A 21,942-nucleotide genomic window follows, 5' to 3' on the forward strand; every position below is an offset into this window, starting at 1 on the left:
GCGCCGGCCCCCTCTACCGTTGCGGCAGGGCGCTTTCCAGAGGGCCGCGCGGTTTTGCCGCCCGTGGCCTAAAAGAATTCCAGGCTGACGCGGAACATCTGCTCGACCTGACGCACCGCCTCCTCGAGCACGAAGATGACCACCCGGTCCTTCGGCCGGATGCGCAGCGAGCCGTCCGGCTTCAGCACCTCGCCGTCGCGGTAGACGGCGCCGATGCGCATGCCGTCGGGGAACTCGATCTCGCGCAGCGGCGGGCCGACCAGCGGCGAGGTCTCCAGCGCCTCGGCCTCGATCACCTCGGCCGCGCCGCGCTGGATGTTGTGGACGGCGCGGATGCGGCCGCGCCGCACGTGCTGCAGCACCTTGGAGATGGTCACCGAGCGCGGGTTGACGTGCGCGTCGATGCCCAGCGTGCGGGCGAACTCGTGGTAGGTCGGGTTGTTGATCAGCACCAGGTTGGACTTGCAGCCGAGCCGCTTGGCCATCACGCTCGACAGGATGTTGACCTGGTCGTCGTTGGTCAGCGCCACCATCAGGTCGGCGTGGCGGATGTCGGCCTCGAGCAGCAGCTTCTGGTCGAGCGCGCTGCCGTGCAGCACCACGGTGCGGCGCAGCTGGTCGGCGATCGTGACGGCGCGCTCGCGCGCGTTCTCGATGATCTTGACCTTGGTGCTCGACTGCTTGCGCTCCATGGCGCGCGCGACGTAGAGGCCGATATTGCCGCCGCCGGCGATGACGATGCGCGTCGCCTCCGTCTCCTCGTGGCCGAACAGGCCGAGCGTGCGGCGCACCTGGTCGCGCGTCGTCACCACATAGGCCATGTCGCCGGCGACGATCTGGTCGCCCGAATGCGGGATGAACAGCTTGTCGTTGCGCGACAGGCCGACAACGGTCGACGGCAGGTCGGGAAACAGCTCGGTGAGCTGGGCGAGCGGCGTGTTGATGACCGGGCATTCCTCGAGGCACTCGATCGCCACCATGGCGACGTTGCCGTCGGCGAACTGCACCACGTCGGTGGCGCCCGGCAGCGCGATGCGGCGCAGCACCATCTCGCCGACCTCCACCTCGGGCGAGATGATGACGTCGATCGGCATGTGGTCGCGCGAGAACAGGTCCATGTAGTGCGACTTGAGATAGGACTGCGAGCGGATGCGCGCGATCTTGGTCGGCACGTTGAACAGCGAGTGGGCCACCTGGCAGGCGACCATGTTGACCTCGTCGTAGAGCGTGACGGCGATGATCATGTCGGCCTGCTGCGCGCCGGCGGCGGCCAGCACGTCGGGGTGGGCGCCGTGGCCGACGAAGCCGCGCACGTCGAGCGTGTCGCGCACGCCGCGGATCAGCTCCGGCGAGGTGTCGATGACCGAGACGTCGTTGTGCTCGGCGGCGAGCCTTTCGGCGATGCCGTAGCCGACGCGGCCCGCGCCGCAGATGATGACCCTCATGTCCTGCCCCTACCCCTCAACGAAACGCCGCGCCGCGCCGGCGGCGGCCGAACGCCTTGCGGCGACGCCCTGTCTAACCTTTGCGCGCGCGTGAACGCAAAACCGCCGCACCGGCGCCCGGGCCTCACACGCCGAGCGACTTCAGCTTGCGGTGCAGCGCCGAGCGCTCCATGCCGATGAACTCCGCGGTGCGCGAGATGTTGCCGCCGAAGCGGTTGATCTGGGCGATCAGGTACTCCTTCTCGAACAGCTCGCGCGCCTCGCGCAGCGGCAGCGCCATGATGTGCTGGTCGGTCTGGCTCGGAACGCGCGGCATGACGTCGCCGATCTCGGAGGGCAGCAGGTCGGAGGTGATCGCCTGGTCGGCCTCGCCGTCGCGCGCCAGGATCATCAGCCGCTCGACGTTGTTGCGCAGCTGGCGCACGTTGCCCGGCCAGTTGTGCGCCTGCAGCACGGCGAGCGCGTCGTCGCCCATGCGGCGCGGCCGGATGCCCGACTGGGCGGCGATCTGCCGCATGAAGTGATCGACCAGGAAGGGGATGTCCTCGCGCCGCTCCGACAGCGGCGGCACGACGACCGGCACCACCGCCAGCCGGTGGAACAGGTCCTCGCGGAAGCGGCCCTCGGCGATCATCGCCTCCAGGTTCTGCGCCGTCGAGGAGATGATGCGCACGTCGACCTTGACGCGCTTGGTGCCGCCGACGCGCTCGAACTGCTGGTCGACCAGCACGCGCAGGATCTTGCCCTGCGTCTCGCGCGGCATGTCGGCCACCTCGTCGAGGTAGAGCGTGCCGCGATGCGCCTCCTCGAGCGCCCCGACCTTGCGCTCGCCGCCGTTCGATTCGGTGCCGAACAGCTCGATCTCCATGCGTTCGGGCGTGATGGTGGCGGCGTTGAGCGAGACGAAGGGGCCGGCCTTGCGCGCCGAGCAGGCGTGGATGGCGCGCGCCGCCAGTTCCTTGCCGGAGCCGGACGGGCCCATGATCATGATGCGGCTGTTGGTCGGCGCGACGCGCTCGATGGTCTGGCGAAGCTGGCTCATCGGGCCGGAGGTGCCGATCAGGTCGAAGGTCTCGCCGCTGCGCCGGCGCAGGTCGGAGACCTCGCGGCGCAGCTTCGAGGTTTCCAGCGCCCGCTCGCAGATCAGGATCAGCCGGTCGGCCTTGAACGGCTTCTCGATGAAGTCGTAGGCGCCGCGGCGGATCGCCGACACCGCGGTCTCGATGGTGCCGTGGCCGGAGATCATCACCACGGGCAGCTCGGGATGCAGCGTCTTGACGCGGTCGAGCAGCGCCAGGCCGTCGAGCGTGGAGCCCTGCAGCCAGATGTCGAGCAGCACGAGGCGCGGCACCCGGTCGGCGATGGCGGCCAGCGCGCTGTCGCTGTCGCGCGCGGTGCGCGTTTCGTGGCCCTCGTCGCTCAAGATGCCGGCGACGAGCTCGCGAATGTCTTCCTCGTCATCCACGATCAGTATGTCAGACGCCATTTTCGACCTTCTCGTTCTTCTCCGCGTTCCGCGGCGCGGGTCTGGTCCCGCCGCCCGCGGCCGCCGGCAGCACCATGCGGATCATCGCGCCGACACCGCCGTGGAAGTCGGCCGGCGCGTCGTGCAGCTCCAGCCGGCCGCCATGGTCTTCGACAATCTTCTTGACGATCGCAAGGCCGAGGCCGGTGCCCTTCTCGCGCGTCGTCATGTAGGGCTCGAGCAGCCGCTGGCGGTTCTCGCGCGGCAGGCCCTTGCCGTTGTCGGTCACGTCGACGCGGATCGTGTTGCCGATGCGGCGCGCCACGATGCGGATGGCGCCGCCCTCGCTGTCGCCCGTCGCCTCGATCGCCTCGGCCGCGTTCTTGATGACGTTGCCGAAGGCCTGGCTCATCAGCCGCGTGTCGAAGCGGCCGGTCAGCGGCTCGGCGCCGAAGTCGCGCTCGAAGGCGATGTCGCTGCGGCTGACCTCGATCAGGAAGGAGGCCTCGCGCAGCGGCTCGCGCAGGTCGAGAAGCTGGATGTCGGGCTTGGGCATGCGCGCGAAGGCGGAGAACTCGTCGACCATGCGGCCGATGTCGCCGACCTGGCGGATGATCGTGTCGGTGCACTGGTCGAAGATCTCGCGATCCTCGGTGATGACCTTGCCGAAGCGCCGGCGGATGCGCTCGGCGGAAAGCTGGATCGGCGTCAGCGGGTTCTTGATCTCGTGCGCGATGCGCCGCGCCACGTCGGCCCAGGCGGCCGAGCGCTGCGCCTGCACGAGATCGGTGATGTCGTCGATCGTCACCACGTAGGAGTGCGCGCCGCCCTCGCCCTCGCCCTCCTCCGTGGTGATCTGCACGTTGAAGGTGCGCTCGGCGCCGGCGCGGTAGAAGGTGACCTGGTCGCGGTAGACGCGGCGGCCGGCGCGCCGCCCTGTCTCGAACACGCGGCCGACATGCGGCAGCACCTTGGACAGGTTGCGGCCCACCGTGTCGCCGGCGGCGATCGCCAGCATCGTCTCGGCCGAGCGGTTGACGATCGACACCGTGCCGGTCTCGTCGACGCCGATGACGCCGGCCGTGACGCCGGCGAGCACCGCCTCGGAGAAGCGGCGGCGCTCGTCGATCACGTCCTTGGCCGTCACCAGCTCGTCGCGCTGCGACTTCAACTGGAGGATCATCTTGTTGAAGGTGTCGCCGAGCGAGGCGACGTCGCCGTCGGAGGCGCGCACCGGCACCGAGACCTCGAGATTGCCGGTCGCCACCTCGTCGGCCGCGCCGATGAGCTGGCGGATCGGCCGCACCAGCCGGTCGGCGACCGCGATGCCGGTCCAGATCGCCGACAGGATGATGACCAGCGTGACGACGAGATAAAGCAGCGCGAAGGCGACCTGGGTCTGCACCCGGTTGGCCTCCAGGCCGCGGTACTCGTCGGTGTTGGAGCGCACGATCTGGCGCGCGCGGATCACCTCCGGGTCGAGCAGGCGCGAGGTGTAGAGATAGACGCCGGGGATCTGGCGCAGCTTGACGATGGCGCCGACGAGGTTGCCCTGGCGCGGCTCGATCAGCGCCGTACGGCCCTCGGCGGCGGCCTCGAGCGCGCCCGGCGGCGGCTCGGGCAGGCTCGTCTCGCTGGGCATCTGCGCGGCCATGATGACGGAGCCGTCCTCGCGCATCAGCACCGCGTTGGCGAGCGCGCGGCCGACCGCCTGCTGCGTCAGGAGGTTGCGGAAGCCGTTGCGGTCGAGGCTGTAGACCTGGCGCGCCCGGTCGAGATCGAAGGCCATCGACAGCGTCGTGCCCTGCAGGTTGCGCGCGTTCTCCTGCACATAGGCCTCGGCGATCGACAGCGAGGACGAGATGATGACCTTGGTGCGCAGCTCGAACCAGCGGTCGAGGCCGAGGTCGAGGGTGACGGCGGCGATGACGGCCACCAGGATCGCCGGTATGGCGGCGACCAGCGAGAACATCGCGACGATGCGCACATGCAGCCGCGAGGCCGCGCGGCCGCGCCGGCGCGCGGTGTAGATGCGGTGCGCCTCGCGGCCGATCAGCGCCACCAGGAGCACGATGAAGGCGGCGTTGACCGCCATCAGCGCCAGCGTCGTGGTGTCGTCGGGGGTCAGCGGCGTGAGGCCGAGCAGCACGGCGAAGGAGGCGGCGGCCGTGACCAGCGCGCAGGCGACGGCGATGATGCCCGGCCAGGCGAGCAGGCGGCGGCCTTCGCTCAGGCGCGGTCGCGAGAAAAGCCGTCCGGCGGTCGGCGTCTGGGTGCTCATGGATCGCTACAGCCCGTCGTCTGCGTTGCCCTTATGCAACGCCTTGTGGCGCATGTGCAACAGGCGCCTGCGGCCAATCGTGGGCGCCGGCTAAGGCTGTTTTGAGGCGCGGTAGACGTTGACGCCGAGCTCGCGGATCTTCTTGCGCAGCGTGTTGCGGTTGACGCCGAGCAGCTCGGCCGCCTTGATCTGGTTGCCGCGGGTGGCCGAGATCGCGGCCAGAACCAGCGGATACTCCACCTCGCTGACGATGCGATGGTAGAGCCCCGGCGGCGGCAGCTCGCCGCCGAAGCCGGCAAAATAGCGCTGCAGGCAGTGCTCGACGGCGCGGCCGAGCGACAGGTCCTCGGGCAGATCGTCGCGGCTCGGCTCGGCCGGCCGGCCGGCGCTCTGCAGCTCGGCCTCGACGATCTCGGCCGAGATCTCCTCCTGCGGATAGAGCGCGGCGAGCCGGCGCACCAGGTTCTCCAGCTCGCGCACGTTGCCCGGCCAGCGGTAGCGCTTCATCAGATCGATGCCGGCCGGCACGATCTGCTTGGCCTGCAGCCCCTCGCGCTCGGCCTGGCGGAAAAAGTGGCGCACCAGGTCGGCGATGTCCTCGACGCGCTCGCGCAGCGGCGGCAGGCGCAGCGGCACGACGTTGAGCCGGTAGAACAGGTCCTCGCGGAACAGCCCCTGGTGGATCAGCGCGCGCAGGTCCTTGTTGGTGGCGGCGACGATGCGCACATCGGTGCGGATCGGCGTGCGGCCGCCGACGGTGGTGTACTCGCCCTGCTGCAGGACGCGCAGCAGCCGCGTCTGCGCCTCCATCGGCATGTCGCCGATCTCGTCGAGGAACAGCGTGCCGCCTTCCGCCTGCTCGAAGCGGCCGGAGGAGCGGTACTGGGCGCCGGTGAAGGCGCCCTTCTCGTGGCCGAACAGCTCCGATTCGATCAGGTCGCGCGGGATCGCCGCCATGTTGATGGCGACGAACGGGCCGTTGCGGCGCCGGCCGTACTCGTGCAGCGCGCGCGCCACCAGCTCCTTGCCGGTGCCCGACTCGCCGTTGATCATCACGGTGAGGTCGGTCTGCATCATGCGCGCCAGCATGCGGTAGATGTCCTGCATGGCCGGCGAGCGGCCGACCAGCGGCATCGATTCGGGCTGCTCGTCGGCCGGCGGCGCGCTCGGCCGGCGGCGCGGCTCGGCGAGCGCCCGGCCGACGATGCCGAGCAGCTCGTTGAGGTCGAACGGCTTGGGCAGATACTCGTAGGCGCCGGTCTCCGAGGCGCGGATCGCCGTCATGAAGGTGTTCTGCGCGCTCATCACGACGACCGGCAGCTCCGGCCGCGCCTTGCGGATGCGCGGCAGCATGTCGAAGGCGTCGCCGTCGGGCATCACCACGTCGGTGATGACGAGGTCGCCCTCGCCGGCGGCGATCCAGCGCCACAGCGTGGCGGCGTTGGAGGTCACCCGCACCTCGTGGCCGACGCGCGAGAGCGCCTGGTTGAGCACCGTGCGGATGGCGGCGTCGTCGTCGGCGACGAGGATGCTGCCCGTCGCGCCCATCAGACGACCGCCTCGTCGGCCGTCTCCGCGCCCTCCGCGCCGCCGTCGCGCCAGGCCGGCATCAGGATGCGGAAGACGGTGCCGCGCGTGGTGGAATCGCACTCGATGACGCCGCCATGGTCGCCGACGATCTTGGCGACCAGCGCCAGACCGAGGCCGGAGCCGTTCTGCTTGGTGGTGATGAAGGGGTCGAACAGGATCGGCAGGATGTCGTCGGGCACGCCGGGCCCGTTGTCCTGGACGCAGAACTCGAGCGGCAGCGAGACGCGGTCGCGGGTGCCCGGCACCGACAGCCGCATGCCGGGACGGAAGGCGGTCGACAGGCGGATCTCGCCGTCCTCGCGGCCCTCCAGCGCCTCGGCGGCGTTCTTCACCAGGTTGAGGAAGACCTGGACGAGCTGACTGCGGTTGGCCGGCACGGGCGGCAGCGAGGGGTCGTAGTCCTCGACGATGCGCAGCTTGCGGGCGAAGCCGTTCCGCGCCACCGCCTTCACGTGGTCGAGGATGACGTGGATGTTGACCGGCATGCGGTCGACCGGCCGGTCGTCCGAAAATACCTCCATGCGGTCGACCAGCGAGACGATGCGGTCGGTCTCCTCGGTGATCAGCCGGGTCAGCGCGCGGTCGGCGTCCGACACCGCGCTCTCGAGGAGCTGGGCGGCGCCGCGGATGCCCGACAGCGGATTCTTGATCTCGTGCGCCAGCATGGCGGCGAGCCCGGTGACCGAGCGCGCCGCGCCGCGATGCGTCATCTGGCGGTCGATCTTCTCGGCCATCGACCGCTCCTGGAAGAGCACGACGACCGAGCCCGGCAGCTCCGGCACCGGCGCGACATAGATGTCGACGATGCGGTCGGGGCCGAGCCGCGGCGAGGAGACGTCGACGCGGTACTCCTTGAACGGCGCGCGGCGCTCGCGCACCTGGGAGACCAGCGTGATCAGCGGGCTGCCGAAGGGCACGACGTCCGACAGCCGGTTGCGCGCCAGCACGGCGGCACTGGCGCGGAAGAAGTCCTCCGCCTCGGCATTGGCGTAGCTCACCCGGCCATCGGCATCGACCATGATGACGGGATGGCGGATCGTGTTGAGCACGATCTGCGCGGCCTCGGCCGGCGGCGGCACCGACGCGCTCATGCGGCCGCGCCCCGCGTCTCGCCGGCCGCCAGCAGCGCCGCGCACATCAGCCGCATCACGGTGGCGGGCTCGGCGCCGGTGAGGATCGCGCGGCGCGCCTCGGGTGCGGTCCGCGGCGCATGGCGGTCGAGATACCAGCCGAGATGCTTGCGCGCCTGACGCAGGCCCGACGCCGTGCCGTAGAGCGCCAGCATCGCCTCGTAGTGCGCCGCCACGTAGCCGGCCAGCGCGGCGGCATCGCGCGGCACGCCCGGCGCCGCGCGGCCCGCCGCGGCGGCCGCGATCGCGCCCGCCGTCCACGGCGCGCCGTAGTGGGCACGGCCGACCATCACCGCATCGGCGCCGGAGCGCGCGAGGATCGCCGCGGCATCGGCCGGGCCGGCGACGTCGCCATTGGCGACGACCGGGATCGCCACGGCGCGCTTGACGGCGGCGATGGCGCGCCAGTCGGCGCGGCCCTTGTAGAACTGGCAGCGCGTGCGGCCGTGCACGGTGACCATGGCGACGCCCGCCCGCTCGGCCCGCGCGGCGATCAGCGGCGCGTTGAGCGTGGTGTCGTCCCAGCCGAGCCGCATCTTGACCGTCACCGGCACGGCGACGGCGCCGATCACCGCCTCGATCAGGGCGAGCGCGCGGTCGGGCTCGCGCATCAGCGCCGAACCGCAATAGCCGCCGGTCACCTTCTTGGCCGGGCAGCCCATGTTGATGTCGATGATGTCGGCCCCCTCGCCGGCCGCCACGCGCGCGGCCTCGGCCATCGCCGCGGCCTCGCGGCCGGCGAGCTGAACCATGTGCACGTCGACGTCGGGCCGGCGGATGCGCCGCGCGGTGTCGCCGCGGCCGCGCGCCAGCTCGCCGCTCGCCACCATCTCGGAGACGACGAGGCCGGCGCCGTGACCATGCGCCAGGCGGCGGAAGGCGGCGTCGGTCACGCCGGACATCGGCGCCAGCAAGACGCGGTTGCGGATGGCGACGCCGCCGATCGACAGCGGTTCGGCGAGGCTTGTCGGTTCGCTCATGCACATTCCAAGGGCAACAACTGCCATTGCCTAAATTCTAGACATTCGCGGGCGCGGGCGCAACCGGCTTTGCGGCCAGGGCGCGACAAACCGGCTGGCGCTCGCCGCCCGCGGCGACTACAGCTTCGCACGACGAGGCACAACGGGACCGGCATGACGACGACACGAACGGACAGCGCGACGACGGCGGACGACCGGGTGGCGGTGGTGATCGTGGCCGCCGGCCGCGGCGAGCGCGCCGGCGCAGCGGCCGAGGGCCCCAAGCAGTACCGGACGATCGGCGGCAAGCCGGTGCTGCGCCGCACGCTGGAGGCCTTTCTCGCCCATCCGCGCATCGGTCCGCTGGCCGTGGCGATCCACCCCGACGACGGCGCGCTCTACGCGGCGGCCGTGGGGGGGCTCGAGGGCGACGTGGTCGCGGTGCCGGGCGGCGCCTCGCGGCAGGCCTCGACGCGGCTGGCGCTGATGGCGCTGCGCGAGCGGCAGCCGCGCGCGGTGCTGATCCACGACGGCGTGCGGCCATTCGTCGACGGCGCGCTGATCGACCGCGTGGTGGCGGCGCTCGACGCCGGCGACGGCGCGCTGCCCGCCCTGCCCGTCTCCGACACGCTGAAGCGCGCCGGCGCCGACGCCGCGGTCGGGGAGACGGTGCCGCGCGACGGGCTCTACGCCGCGCAGACGCCGCAGGGCTTTGCGTTCGCGCCGATCCTGGCCGCGCACGAGCGCGCCTTCGCCGCCGGCCGCGAGGACTTCACCGACGATGCGGCGATCGCCGAGTGGGCCGGGCTCGCCGTGCGCATCGTGGCGGGCTCGCCCGACAATGTGAAGCTGACCTGGAGCCGCGACCTGGCGCTCGCCGACAGCCGGCTGACGGCGGCGGCCGCCGCGTTCCCCGACGTGCGCACCGGCAACGGCTACGACGTGCACCGCTTCGGACCCGGCGACCACGTCACGCTGTGCGGCGTGGCGATCCCCTACGAGCGGCGGCTGTCGGGCCATTCCGACGCCGATGTCGGGCTGCACGCGCTGACCGACGCGCTGCTGGCGACCTGCGGTGCGGGCGACATCGGCACGCATTTCCCGCCTTCCGACCCGCAGTGGAAGGGGGCGGCCTCGGCGCTCTTCGTCGCCCATGCGGCGGCGCTGGTGCGGGCGGCCGGCGGGCGCATCGCCAATGCCGACGTGACGCTGATCTGCGAGGCGCCGCGCATCGGCCCGCACCGGACCGAAATGGTCGCCAGCATGGCGCGGCTGCTCGGCCTCGCCGAGACGCGGGTGTCGGTCAAGGCGACGACCAACGAGCGGCTGGGCTTCGTCGGCCGCGGCGAAGGCATCGCGGCGATCGCCACGGCCACCGTCGTCTATCCCGGCGGGCTCGCCGAATGAGCGCCGACCTGACGGCGCTGGCGCGCTCGGTGCTCGGCGCGGCGGAGCACCGCGGGGTGATGATCGCCACGGCCGAATCGTGCACCGGCGGGCTGATCGCCGCGCGGCTGACCGACATCGCCGGCTCCTCGGCGGTCGTCGACCGCGGCTTCGTCACCTATTCCAACGCCGCCAAGACGGAGATGCTGGGCGTGCCGGAGGCGACCCTCGCCGCGCACGGCGCGGTGTCGCGCGAGACGGCGCTCGCCATGGCCGAAGGCGCGCTGGCGCGCTCGCACGCCGGGCTCGCCGTGTCGGTCACCGGCATCGCCGGGCCGGGCGGCGGCTCGACGGAGAAGCCGGTCGGGCTGGTGTGGTTCGGGCTCGCCGCGACCGGCCGTCCGGCGCACGCCTCGCGGCGCATCTTCGCCGACCGCGGCCGCGATTTCGTGCGCCGCGAAAGCGTCGCGGTGGCGCTGCGGCTGCTGCTCGACGCGATCGGCACGCAGGCGCGCTAGGCCGTTCTGCGTTTCACGGAATCGCAGATCGGCTCCAACTCATTGTTTTTACGCGTTTGCGGGCGGCGAACCGGTTGCCACCCCCTGCCGGCGCGTCAGCCGACGCTCGCCGGCTTGCCGTAGACGGCGTCGGCGCGGCGCTCGAAGGCCTCGGCGAACATGCGGAAGGCGCGGTCGAACATGGCGCCCATCAGCGTGGCCAGGATGCGGCTCCTGAACTCGTACTCTATGAAGAAGTGGACGTCGCAGCCGCCCTCGCCGGCCGGCTCGAAGCGCCAGCGGTTCTCGAGATAGCGGAACGGCCCGTCGAGATACTTCACGTCGATGCGCCGCTCCTGCGGCCGCAGCACGACCTGGGTGGTGAAGGTCTCGCGGATCGCCTTGTAGCCGACGGTCATCGCCGCGACCAGCACCGTCACGTCGTCGCGCTGCTTGCGCGAGCGCACGGTGAGCGCCTCGCACATCGGCACGAACTCGGGATACTTCTCCACGTCGGCAACGAGGTCGAACATCCTCTCCGGCGTGTGCCCGACGCGGCGGACCGTCTCGTGTTTCGGCATGATTCCAGCGGTTTAGGCGTGAGTCTTCAGGCGCTTCTCGCGCGCGGCGCGCAGCCGCTCGAAATCCTCGCCGGCATGGTGCGAGGAGCGCGTCAGCGGGCTCGACGAGACCATAAGGAAGCCCTTGGAATAGGCCACCGTCTCGTAGGACTTGAACTCGTCCGGCGTGACGAACTTCCTCACCGGATGGTGCTTGCGCGTCGGCTGCAGGTACTGGCCGATGGTGATGAAGTCGACGTCGGCGCTGCGCAGGTCGTCCATCAGCTGCAACACCTCGTTGCGCTCCTCGCCGAGGCCGACCATGATGCCCGACTTGGTGAACATCGTCGGGTCGAGCTCCTTGACGCGCTGCAACAGCCGCACCGAGTGGAAGTAGCGCGCGCCGGGCCGCACCGTGAGATAGTGCGACGGCACGGTCTCCAGATTGTGGTTGAAGACGTCGGGCTTCGCCTCGACGACGATCTCCAGCGCGCCCGGCTTGCGCAGGAAGTCCGGCGTCAGGATCTCGATCGTCGTGCCGGGCGCGGCACGGCGGATGGCGGCGATCACGTCGGCGAAATGGCGCGCCCCGCCGTCGGCCAGGTCGTCGCGGTCGACCGATGTGACGACCACGTGGTTGAGCCCCATCTCACCGACCGCGCGCGCCACGCTTTCCGGCTCGGCCGCGTCGAGCGGCGCCGGGATGCCGGTCGCCACGTTGCAGAAGGCGCAGGCGCGGGTGCAGATCTCGCCCATGATCATGAAGGTGGCGTGCTTCTTGTCCCAACATTCGCCGATGTTGGGGCAGCCCGCCTCCTCGCAGACCGTCACCAGACCGTTCGACTTGACGATCTCGCGCGTCTCCAGATAGCCGCGCGAGGCGGGCGCGCGCACGCGGATCCATTCCGGCTTGCGCAGCACCTCCTGGTCGGGCCGGTGCGCCTTTTCGGGATGCCGCGGCCGCGGCGCGGCGGAAACGGTGTCGAGGATGGTGACCAAGGGTCGCTTTCCCTGTGTGAGACGGTGGCGCCACGGCCGGCGCCGTCACCCGTCCATATAGCCCTTCACGCGCACAAAAACAGCCCGGCGGGCGATGGCCCGCCGGGCTGTCGGCAGCACGTGCCGCCGCTCAGCCGCGGCCGCGGATCGCGCGGTAGACCCAGATCAGCAGCGAGGCGCCGATCACCGCGATGATGAGCTGGCCGATGATGCCGCCGAGCGTCGAGCCGATCAGCGCCAGCAGGATCGCGTTGAGCACCAGCGCGCCGACGATGCCCAGCACGATGTTGGTGAGAATGCCGTGATCGGCCTTCATGATCTTCTCGGCGATCCAGCCGGCGAGGCCGCCGATGATGATCGTCAGTATCCAGCCCAAGCCTTCCATGAATGTCTCCTGTCGGACGTTTCGTTGTCGCCGCCACAACGGCGGGGACCGGCGGCAGGTTCCTCCCTCGCCAGCCGGGACCGGTGCCGACCGCAGCACCGGCGTCAGGCGTTGAGCGCACGGCCATAGGCATCGAGCACGCTCTCCTTCATCATCTCAGACAATGTCGGATGCGGGAAGATCGAGTGCATCAGCTCGGCTTCCGTGGTCTCCAGGTTCATCGCCACGACGAAGCCCTGGATGAGCTCGGTCACCTCGGCGCCAACCATGTGGGCGCCGAGCAGCTCGCCCGTGGCGGCGTCGAACACCGTCTTGACCAGTCCCTGATCCTCGCCGAGCGCCACGGCCTTGCCGTTGGCGGCGAACGGGAAGCGGCCGACCCGCACCTTGCGGCCGGCCTCCTTGGCCTGCGCCTCGGTCAGGCCGACGGAGGCGACCTGCGGGTGACAGTAGGTGCAGCCGGGCACGCGGTTGCGGTCGAGCGGATGCACGTCCTTCAGCCCGGCGATCTTCTCGACGCAGATCACGCCCTCGTGCTCGGCCTTGTGGGCAAGCAGCGGCGGCCCGGCGACGTCGCCGATGGCGTAGAGGCCGGGCACGTTGGTGCGGCAGTAGCCGTCGATCACGATGGCGCCGCGCTCGGTCTTCACGCCGAGCGCCTCGAGGCCGATGTTCTCGACGTTGCCGACGACGCCGACGGCCGAGATCAGCCGGTCGGCCGTCACCTTGGCGACCTTGCCGTCCTTGCCCTCGATGTGGGCGGTGACGGATGCGTCGGCCTTGTCGACCGTCTTCACCTTGGCTTCGAGATGGAAGGTGATGCCCTGCCTCTCGAAGCGCTTGCGGGCAAAAGCGGAGATCTCGGCATCCTCGACCGGCATGATCGTCGGCATCATCTCGACGACCGTCACCTCGGCGCCCATCGTGCGGTAGAAGGAGGCGAACTCGATGCCGATGGCGCCCGAGCCGACGACGATCAGCGACTTGGGGATCGCCTTCGGCACCATCGCCTCGAAATAGGTCCAGATCAGCCTGCCGTCCGGCTCGAGGCCCGGCAGCACGCGCGGCCGCGCGCCGGTCGCCACGATGATGTGCTTGGCGGTGTAGGTGCCCTCCTCGCCCTTGACGGTCTTCGGCTTCGGCGGCTGCGGCTCCATCGGCTTCTTCGCCGGCCTGGCAACGGCGATCTCGCCCGGCTTGGTGAGCTTCGCCTCGCCCCAGATGACGTCGACCTTGTTCTTCTTCATCAGCATGCCGACGCCGCCGTTCATGCGGCCGGCGACGGCGCGCGAGCGTTTCACCACGGCCTCGACGTCGGGCTTGAGCGTGCCGTCGAGCGTCAGCCCGTAGTCGGCGGCGTGGCTTGCCTGGTGCAGCACCTCGGCCGAGCGCAGCAGCGCCTTGGTCGGGATGCAGCCCCAGTTCGAGCAGATGCCGCCGAGATGCTCGCGCTCGACGATCGCCGTCTTGAAGCCGAGCTGGGCGGCGCGCACGGCGGTGACGTAGCCGCCGGGGCCGCTGCCGATGATGATGACGTCGTAGTCCTGTGCCATGGCGGCTTGCGCTCCTCGTATCGCGTCAGCGGCGCCGGCAGGGGCCGGCACGCCGCCGCCGGACGGGAAGCGCGAGCGCCGCTGCGCTCAGCTTTCCGTCGGCGATTCGGGCACCGGCTCGTGCCGCGCCATCATGGTGTAGAGCTCGTCCTTCAGCCGCATGCGCTCCTTGCGCATCTCGGCCATGCGGAAGTCGTCGACCGGCTCGATGTCGGTCTCGGCGCGGTGAATGGCGCGGTTGATCTCGTGATAGGCGTGCGACAGACGGGCGAAATGCGCATCGGTCTCGCGCAGGTGGTGCATCAGGCTGACATATTGCGGGAAGTCTTCGGCCAGTTCGTGCGGGGTGTTCGACATCGGGCATGCTCCATGGTTGCCATGCCCGCAGGCTAGGCCGCCGGCCGCCCGCCTCCTTGATCTCCGTCAAGCGCGGGGCCGCGCCCGCCGCTTTGCGCGCCGCGTCTGCCATCGTCAGAGCCCCAGCATCATGCGCACCATCGGCTCGAGGCCGCGGCCGAGCGCGCGCGTCGCCGCGGCGTCGAGATGCACGCCGTCGACCGGCGTCGTGCGGGCGACGGAGCCGGCGTCGTAGAAGCCGCAGTCGAGCGCGTCGGCAAGATCGGCATAGAGCGAGGCGAGCATGGCCGATTCGTCCAGCGCGCCCTCGAACATCGCCGCGAAATCGGGGTCGGCCGTCTCGCAGAGCGGCGGCGGGGCGACGATCAGCACGTCCGGCGCGGCCGCCTCGACCGGCCACGGGTGATGGCGCACGATCTCGACCAGCCGGCGCATGCCGGCCCGCGCGGCGGCCGCCCGGCCGGCGATCCACGGCTTCAGGTCGTTGGTGCCGAGCATCACGACGACGAGGTCGAGCGGCGCGTGGCTGGTCAAGAGCGTCGGCAGCAGCCGCGCGCCGTTGCGGTCGGCCGGTGCGCCATGGTCGTCATAGGCGGTGGTGCGGCCGTTCAGCCCCTCGGCGACGACCTCGACGCGCGGCCCGAGGGCGGCGGCGAGCACGTTCGGCCAGCGGTCGGCGACGGCATGCCGGGACGGACCGGCCACGTCGTAGCCCCAGGTCAGCGAATCACCGTAGCACAGCACCGTCTTCATCGGCGCGCCGTCCCTCACCGCCGGCCGCCTCAGCGCCCGCGCAGCCCGAAGGCGACGACGAGGCAGAAGACGCCGTTGGAGATCAGCTCGACGGCGAGCAGGACGCCGAGCACGGCGGCCGCCGACCAGGGAAAGTTGGCCAGGATCATCAGGCCGAGCACCACCGACAGCAGGCCCGACAGGAGCGGCAGCAGCCAGCCCGGCAACGGCCGGTAGGCGAGCGCGTAGAGCACCTTGACCGCGCCGAGCACGAGGAACAGCACCGCCACCAGCACGGTGAGCGAGATGACGCCGGCGGCCGGGTCGAGCAGCAGCGAGACGCCGACGACCACGGTGACGAGGCCGAGCAGCAGCGACCAGGTGAAGCCGCGCCAGTCGCGCATGCGGGTCGCCTGGAGAAGCTGCAGCACGCCGAAGATGAGAAACGTCCAGGCGGCCAGCATCTCCGCCGCCAGCGTGGCGGCGAAGGGATTGGCGAGCGCCAGCACGCCGCCGATCAGGGAGACCGCGCCGACGATCGCCAGCCAGATCCAGGCGCTGTGCTGCCGGCTCGGTTCGCTCGTGTCGGTCATCGCTCGTGTCCCCCTTGGCGTCAGCGGCGCGCGGCCGCGTGTCAGACCAGCATGCCCATCGGGTTTTCGATCAGCCGCTTGAAGGCGGCCAACAGCTCGGCGCCGAGCGCCCCGTCGACGGCGCGGTGGTCGGTCGACAGCGTCGCCGACATCACGGTCGCCACCGCCACCGCACCGTCGCGGACGACGGCGCGCTGCTCGCCGGCGCCGACGGCCAGGATGGTCGCGTGCGGCGGGTTGATGACGGCCGAGAAGTGCTTGATGCCGTACATGCCGAGATTGGACACCGCCGTGGTGCCGCCCTGGTACTCCTCCGGCTTGAGCCGGCGGTTGCGGGCGCGCGCGGCCATGTCCTTCATCTCGTTGGAGATCACCGACAGCGACTTCTCCTCCGCGCGGCGCACGATCGGCGTGATCAGCCCGCCGGGGATCGCCACGGCGACGCCGACATCGGCGTGCTTGTGCCTGAGCATCGCCGCCTCGGTCCACGAGGCGTTGGCGTCGGGCACCTCCATCAGCGCCAGGGCCATCGCCTTGATGACGAGATCGTTGACCGACAGCTTGTAGGCCGGCTTCTCGCCATCCTCGGTCTTGCGCATCGGCGCGGCGTCGTTGAGCTGCTTGCGCAGCGCCAGCAGCGCGTCGATCTCGCAGTCGAGCGTCAGGTAGAAGTGCGGCACGGTCGCCTTGGCCTCGACCAGGCGGCGGGCGATGGTCTTGCGCATGCCGTCGTGCGGCACGCGCTCGTAGGAGCCTTCCTCGAACAGGTTGAGGATCGCCTCGTCGGCCATCGGTGCCGGCGCGGCGGCCGGTGCGGCGGGCTTGCCGGCCGGCTTTTCCTCGGCGGCCCGGGGCTGCGGCCTGGCGGTGCCGGCCTCGGCCGCCGCCTCGACGTCGGCCTTGACGATGCGGCCGTGCGGGCCGGAGCCGGAGATCGCGGCAAGCTCGATGCCGGCCTCCTTGGCGAGGCGGCGGGCGAGCGGCGAGGAGAAGACGCGCTTGCCGTCGGCGCGCGGCGCCGGCCCGGCCGCGCTTTCGGCCGGCCGGTCGGCGGCGGGCGCCGCGTCCGCCTTCGGCGCGGCCGGCCTCTGCGCCGCGCGCTCCGCCTGGTCCGCGGCGGGCGCCGCATCGGACCCGGCCTTCTCCGGCTTCTCCGGTTTCTCGGCCTGCTTTGCCGGCTCGCCTTCGGCCTTTGCCGGCTTTTCCTCGGACTTGCCGCCGGCCTCGGCCGCCCTGGCGGCCTCGGCGGCATCCTCGCCCTCGGCGGCGAGCACGGCGATCAGCGCGTTGACCTTCACGCCCTCGCTGCCTTCCGGCACGACGATGCGCGCGACGGTGCCCTCGTCGACGGCCTCGACCTCCATGGTCGCCTTGTCGGTCTCGATCTCGGCGATGACGTCGCCCGGCGCGACACGGTCGCCCTCCTTGACCAGCCAGCGGGCGAGGTTGCCCTCCTCCATGGTCGGCGAGAGCGCGGGCATGGTGACTTCGATCGGCATCGCGCGGCTCCCTCAGTCCCTGTAGGTGACGGCCTTCACCGCCTCGATCACCTCGGCGGCGCTGGGCAGCGCCAGCTTCTCGAGATTGGCGGCATAGGGCATCGGCACGTCCTTGCCGGCGACGGTGATCACCGGCGCGTCGAGCCAGTCGAAGGCGCGCTGCATGACCTGGGCGGCGATGTGGTCGCCGACCGAGGACTGCGGGAAGCCCTCCTCGACGGTGACCAGCCGGTTGGTCTTGCGCACCGAATCGAGCACCGTGTCGAGGTCGAGCGGCCGGATGGTGCGCAGGTCGATGATCTCGGCGTCGATGCCCATCCCGCTCAGCTCGGCCTCGGCCTTGAGCGCGTAGGTCATGCCGATGCCGAAGGAGACGATGGTGACGTCCTTGCCGGTCTTGTGGACGCGCGCCTTGCCGATCGGCAGCACGAAGTCGTCGAGCTTCGGCACGTCGAAGCTCTGGCCGTAGAGGATCTCGTTCTCCAGGAAGATCACCGGATTGGGATCGCGGATCGCCGCCTTGAGCAGGCCCTTGGCGTCGGCCGCGGTGTAGGGCATCACCACCTTGAGGCCGGGAATGTGGCCGTACCAGGCGGCGTAGCACTGCGAGTGTTGCGCGGCGACGCGCGCGGCCGCGCCGTTCGGCCCGCGGAAGACGATCGGCGCACCCATCTGGCCGCCCGACATGTAGAGCGTCTTGGCCGCCGAATTGACGATCTGGTCGATCGCCTGCATGGCGAAGTTGAAGGTCATGAACTCGACCACCGGCTTGAGGCCGGCGAAGGCCGCGCCGACGCCGACGCCGGCGAAGCCGTGCTCGGTGATCGGCGTGTCGACGACGCGCTTCGGCCCGAACTCGTCGAGCAGGCCCTGGGTGACCTTGTAGGCGCCCTGGTACTCGGCCACCTCCTCGCCCATGACGAAGACGTCGCCGTCGCGGCGCATCTCCTCGGCCATGGCATCGCGCAGCGCCTCGCGCACGGTCGTCGGCACCATCTCGGTGCCCTCGGGAATGTCGGGGTCGCCGGCGACGTCGACCTTGCGCGGCTCGGGATGCACCTTGCCCTCGGCCGGCACGCGGCGCGCCTCGATGTCGGCGACCGCCTCGCCGGCGGCCGGCGCGGCGGTCGCCGGCTCGTCGTCGCCGCCATCGTCCTTCGCCTCGTGCGCCGCGGGCGCCGGACCGTCGCCGGACGAGGCCGGCGCGGCGGCAGCCTTGTCGAGATCCTCGGCGCTCTCGCCCTCGCCCAAGAGCAGTGCGATCGGCGTGTTGACCTTGACGCCCTCCGTGCCCTCGGCGACCAGGATGCGGCCGAGCGTGCCCTCGTCGACCGCCTCGACCTCCATGGTCGCCTTGTCGGTCTCGATCTCGGCGACCACGTCGCCGGCCGAGACCTGGTCGCCTTCCTTCTTCAGCCACTTGGCGAGATTGCCCTCCTCCATCGTCGGCGACAGGGCGGGCATGAGGATTTCCGTCGGCATGCCAGCGCCCCCTCAGCGTACGATGTCGGTGTAGAGCTCGGAGACGTCCGGCTCGGGATCGGTCTGGGCGAAGTCGGCGGCCTCGGCGACGATCTCGCGCACCTCCTTGTCGATCGCCTTGAGCTCGTCCTCGTCGGCCCACTTGCGCTCGATCAGGCGCTGCTTGACCTGCTCGATCGGGTCGTGCTCGGAGCGCATCTTCTGCACCTCGTCCTTGCTGCGATACTTGGCCGGGTCGGACATCGAGTGGCCGCGGTAGCGGTAGGTCTGCATCTCCAGGATGATCGGCCCCTCGCCCGAGCGGCAGCGCTCGGTCGCCATGTCGGCGGCCGCCTTGACGGCGCGCACGTCCATGCCGTCGACCTGGATGCCGGGAATCTTGAACGACAGGCCGCGGTGCGACAGGTTGGTCTCGGCCGAGGACCGGGCGACCGACGTGCCCATGGCGTAGCGGTTGTTCTCGATGATGAAGATGACCGGCAGCTTCCACAGCGCGGCCATGTTGAAGCTCTCGTAAACCTGGCCCTGATTGGCCGCGCCGTCGCCGAAATAGGTCAGCGAGACGTTGTCGTTGTCGCGGTAGCGGTTGGCGAAGGCGAGGCCCGTGCCGAGCGGCACCGGCGCGCCGACGATGCCGTGGCCGCCGTAGAAATGCTTCTCCTTGGAGAACATGTGCATCGAGCCCCCCTTGCCCTTGGAGTAGCCGCCGCGGCGCCCCGTGAGCTCGGCCATGACGCCGCGCGGGCTCATGCCGGTGGCCAGCATGTGGCCGTGGTCGCGGTAGCCGGTGATCACCTGGTCGCCCTCCTTGAGCGCCATCTGCATGCCGGTGACCACGGCCTCCTGGCCGATGTAGAGGTGGCAGAAGCCGCCGATGAAGCCCATGCCGTAGAGCTGGCCCGCCTTCTCCTCGAAGCGGCGGATCAGGAGCATGTCGCGGTAGGCCTTGAACTCCTCGTCCTTGGTGAACTTGAGCGGCGCCGGCGCCTTGAGCTCCGGCGCGGCGTCGCGGGCGGCGCCGGAGCGCGACCGGCTGGCCGACCTGGTGGAGGATTTCGCCTTGCTCGAGCTCGACTTGCTCGACGTGGACTTTCGCGCGGCCGTCGCCATCCGGTGCTCCCTGGCTGCCTCTCGGTGGTCATGAAGGCGGGGACCGGCAGGACGCCGATCCGGTTCTGCCAAGGCTAGCATGCGTGCCGCGCCCGGGCCATGCGAAAAATGCATGGCTGGTCTTCCGGCAAGCTACTGAAACGATTACGCTTTATAGGCTTGACCAGATTTCGGTCAAGGCTGCTCACGGGTGCGAAAGATGACGACCTCGCGCTCGTGGGCGAGATTGAGCGCACGCCGCGCCTGCTCGTCCAGCATGTCCTTTTCCAGGGTGCCGTCATGCAGCAGCCGGACGCGGTGCTCGAGCTCGGCGCGCGTCGCGCGCAGCGCGGCGAGCTCGCTCTCGAGCTCGGCCGTGCGCGCCTCCAGGCGATACTTGGCATAGATGCCGTAGTCGCCGTGATAGGCGTGAAAGCCGAAATAGCTGAGAAAGAGCGCGGCGATGGCCGGCACGATCAGCCGGCCGGTCCGTCGTCTCTTGCGCTGGCGCGTCCACATGGCGGCAAAACCCCTTGCCGCCCCATGTGGCCCGATCCTGCTTAATGGAGGGTTACGCCGAGGCGATCCCGCACGCCGTCAGGCGCGCAGGATGTCGCGCCCGGCGTAGCGTGCCTGCGCGCCGAGCTCCTCCTCGATGCGGATCAGCTGGTTGTACTTGGCCAGCCGGTCGGAGCGCGCCAGCGAGCCGGTCTTGATCTGCCCGCAATTGGTCGCCACCGCCAGGTCGGCGATGGTGGCGTCCTCGGTCTCGCCCGAACGGTGCGACATCACCGCCGTGTAGCGCGCGCGCTGCGCCGTCTCGACGGCGTCGAGCGTCTCGGTCAGCGTGCCGATCTGGTTGACCTTGACGAGGATGGAGTTGGCCGCGCCCATGCGGATGCCGTCGCGCAGGCGCGCCGAGTTGGTGACGAACAGATCGTCGCCGACGAGCTGCACGGTGTCGCCGAGCCGCTCGGTGAGGATCTTCCAGCCCTCGAAATCGTCCTCGGCCATGCCGTCCTCGATCGACACGATCGGATAGTCGGCGCACAGCTTGGCGAGGTAGCGCGCCTGCGCCCGGGCGTCGCGCGTCTTGCGCTCACCCTCGTAGACATAGCTGCCCTCGCGGTAGAACTCGGTCGCCGCGCAGTCGAGCGCGATCGCCACGTCGTCGCCCGGCGTGTAGCCGGCCTTCTCGATCGCCGTCAGGATGAAGTCGAGCGCCGCCTTGGCGCTCTTCAGGTTGGGCGCGAAGCCGCCCTCGTCGCCGACCGCGGTGGCGTGGCCGGCGGCCTTGAGGTCGGCCTTCAGCGTGTGGAAGATCTCCGCGCCCCAGCGCACCGCCTCGGCCAGGCTCTCGGCGCCGAGCGGCATGACCATGAACTCCTGGAAATCGATCGGGTTGTCGGCATGCGCGCCGCCGTTGACGATGTTCATCATCGGCACCGGCAGCACATGCGCCGAGGCGCCACCGACATAGCGGTAGAGCGGCAGGCCGGAGGCCTCGGCGGCCGCCTTGGCGACGGCCAGCGAGACGCCGAGGATGGCGTTGGCGCCGAGCCGGCTCTTGTTGGGCGTACCGTCGAGCGCGATCAGCGCCCTGTCGATGTGCATCTGGCCCTCGGCCTCCATGCCACCGATCGCCTCGAAGATCTCGCCGTTGACGGCGGCCACCGCCTGGGCGACCCCCTTGCCGAGATAGCGCTCGCCGCCGTCGCGCAGCTCGACCGCCTCGTGCGCGCCCGTCGAGGCGCCGGAGGGCACGGCGGCGCGGCCCATCGAGCCGTCCTCCAGCACGACGTCGACCTCGACCGTCGGGTTGCCCCGGCTGTCGAGGATCTCGCGGCCGACGATGTCGATGATGGCGGTCACGGGCAGGCTCCTTGGCTCGATCGAAAGTCGGCCCCCTCATAGCCGATGACGCCGAAAAGACAACGCCC

Annotated in this window: 20 protein-coding genes; 2 read left to right on the forward strand and 18 right to left on the reverse strand. The window is 70.6% G+C overall.

All coding sequences use genetic code 11. The features are described from left to right. Positions 1–68 precede the first annotated feature (68 nt). From trkA to dusB, 6 genes are all read right to left on the reverse strand, one after another. Positions 69–1,445, reverse strand: a complete 1,377-nt coding sequence (gene trkA, locus N1F89_RS00340) for a Trk system potassium transporter TrkA (protein WP_290080400.1) — start codon at positions 1,443–1,445, stop codon at positions 69–71. A gap of 124 nt (positions 1,446–1,569) precedes the next feature. Next, complete coding sequence (locus tag N1F89_RS00345; protein ID WP_290080402.1) at positions 1,570–2,931, reverse strand: sigma-54 dependent transcriptional regulator; 1,362 nt, start codon at positions 2,929–2,931, stop codon at positions 1,570–1,572. Continuing rightward, complete coding sequence (locus N1F89_RS00350) at positions 2,921–5,191, reverse strand: PAS domain-containing sensor histidine kinase (protein ID WP_290080404.1); 2,271 nt, start codon at positions 5,189–5,191, stop codon at positions 2,921–2,923. The genes N1F89_RS00345 and N1F89_RS00350 overlap by 11 nt, the downstream gene beginning before the upstream one ends. A 90-nt stretch (positions 5,192–5,281) precedes the next feature. Continuing rightward, a complete protein-coding gene (gene ntrC / locus N1F89_RS00355) occupies positions 5,282–6,739 on the reverse strand; it encodes a nitrogen regulation protein NR(I) (protein WP_290080406.1) in 1,458 nt (485 codons plus the stop codon). Next, entirely contained in the window at positions 6,739–7,872 is a 1,134-nt protein-coding gene (locus N1F89_RS00360; protein ID WP_290080408.1) for a nitrogen regulation protein NR(II), read from the reverse strand. Before N1F89_RS00360 ends, ntrC begins: the two co-directional genes overlap by 1 nt. After that, entirely contained in the window at positions 7,869–8,891 is a 1,023-nt protein-coding gene (gene dusB, locus N1F89_RS00365) for a tRNA dihydrouridine synthase DusB (protein ID WP_290080411.1), read from the reverse strand. The genes N1F89_RS00360 and dusB overlap by 4 nt, the downstream gene beginning before the upstream one ends. A gap of 153 nt (positions 8,892–9,044) precedes the next feature. Between dusB and N1F89_RS00370 the strand changes: the two genes are divergently transcribed. Beyond that, complete coding sequence (locus N1F89_RS00370) at positions 9,045–10,277, forward strand: bifunctional 2-C-methyl-D-erythritol 4-phosphate cytidylyltransferase/2-C-methyl-D-erythritol 2,4-cyclodiphosphate synthase (protein ID WP_290080413.1); 1,233 nt, start codon at positions 9,045–9,047, stop codon at positions 10,275–10,277. Continuing rightward, a complete protein-coding gene (locus tag N1F89_RS00375; protein ID WP_290080415.1) occupies positions 10,274–10,774 on the forward strand; it encodes a nicotinamide-nucleotide amidohydrolase family protein in 501 nt (166 codons plus the stop codon). The genes N1F89_RS00370 and N1F89_RS00375 overlap by 4 nt, the downstream gene beginning before the upstream one ends. Before the next feature lie 95 nt (positions 10,775–10,869). On the opposite strand, the gene N1F89_RS00380 is transcribed toward N1F89_RS00375, so the two are convergent. The 12 genes from N1F89_RS00380 to eno form a co-directional block, all read right to left on the reverse strand. Continuing rightward, complete coding sequence (locus N1F89_RS00380) at positions 10,870–11,334, reverse strand: type II toxin-antitoxin system RatA family toxin (RefSeq protein WP_290080417.1); 465 nt, start codon at positions 11,332–11,334, stop codon at positions 10,870–10,872. Positions 11,335–11,346: 12 nt separating this feature from the next. Continuing rightward, positions 11,347–12,312, reverse strand: coding sequence for a lipoyl synthase (lipA, locus tag N1F89_RS00385; protein ID WP_290080419.1), 966 nt, complete (start codon positions 12,310–12,312; stop codon positions 11,347–11,349). A 130-nt stretch (positions 12,313–12,442) separates the two neighbouring features. Beyond that, the gene (locus N1F89_RS00390; RefSeq protein ID WP_290080421.1) at positions 12,443–12,697 is read right to left on the reverse strand and encodes a GlsB/YeaQ/YmgE family stress response membrane protein; all 255 of its coding nucleotides are present in this window, start codon (positions 12,695–12,697) and stop codon (positions 12,443–12,445) included. A 104-nt stretch (positions 12,698–12,801) separates the two neighbouring features. After that, entirely contained in the window at positions 12,802–14,250 is a 1,449-nt protein-coding gene (gene lpdA / locus N1F89_RS00395) for a dihydrolipoyl dehydrogenase (protein WP_290080423.1), read from the reverse strand. Positions 14,251–14,337: 87 nt separating this feature from the next. After that, the gene (locus N1F89_RS00400; protein WP_290080425.1) at positions 14,338–14,607 is read right to left on the reverse strand and encodes a DUF465 domain-containing protein; all 270 of its coding nucleotides are present in this window, start codon (positions 14,605–14,607) and stop codon (positions 14,338–14,340) included. Positions 14,608–14,721: 114 nt separating this feature from the next. After that, complete coding sequence (locus N1F89_RS00405) at positions 14,722–15,360, reverse strand: SGNH/GDSL hydrolase family protein (RefSeq protein ID WP_290080428.1); 639 nt, start codon at positions 15,358–15,360, stop codon at positions 14,722–14,724. A 29-nt stretch (positions 15,361–15,389) separates the two neighbouring features. Further along, positions 15,390–15,932, reverse strand: coding sequence for a DUF308 domain-containing protein (locus tag N1F89_RS00410; RefSeq protein ID WP_290080430.1), 543 nt, complete (start codon positions 15,930–15,932; stop codon positions 15,390–15,392). Between the two features lie 41 nt (positions 15,933–15,973). After that, positions 15,974–17,431 (reverse strand): pyruvate dehydrogenase complex dihydrolipoamide acetyltransferase, encoded by a 1,458-nt coding sequence (locus N1F89_RS00415; protein ID WP_290080432.1) that lies wholly within the window; start codon positions 17,429–17,431, stop codon positions 15,974–15,976. 12 nt (positions 17,432–17,443) lie between these two features. Beyond that, entirely contained in the window at positions 17,444–18,913 is a 1,470-nt protein-coding gene (locus tag N1F89_RS00420; RefSeq protein ID WP_290080434.1) for a pyruvate dehydrogenase complex E1 component subunit beta, read from the reverse strand. 12 nt (positions 18,914–18,925) lie between these two features. Continuing rightward, a complete protein-coding gene (gene pdhA, locus N1F89_RS00425) occupies positions 18,926–20,023 on the reverse strand; it encodes a pyruvate dehydrogenase (acetyl-transferring) E1 component subunit alpha (protein ID WP_290080436.1) in 1,098 nt (365 codons plus the stop codon). A 174-nt stretch (positions 20,024–20,197) separates the two neighbouring features. Further along, on the reverse strand, positions 20,198–20,521 hold the full coding sequence (locus N1F89_RS00430) for a septum formation initiator family protein (RefSeq protein ID WP_290080438.1): 324 nt from the start codon (positions 20,519–20,521) through the stop codon (positions 20,198–20,200). Between the two features lie 78 nt (positions 20,522–20,599). Then, positions 20,600–21,874, reverse strand: a complete 1,275-nt coding sequence (gene eno / locus N1F89_RS00435) for a phosphopyruvate hydratase (RefSeq protein ID WP_290080440.1) — start codon at positions 21,872–21,874, stop codon at positions 20,600–20,602. Positions 21,875–21,942 lie beyond the last annotated feature (68 nt).

Source organism: Aquibium sp. A9E412 (assembly GCF_030398335.1).
In the GTDB taxonomy this organism is placed as follows: Bacteria; Pseudomonadota; Alphaproteobacteria; order Rhizobiales; family Rhizobiaceae; genus A9E412.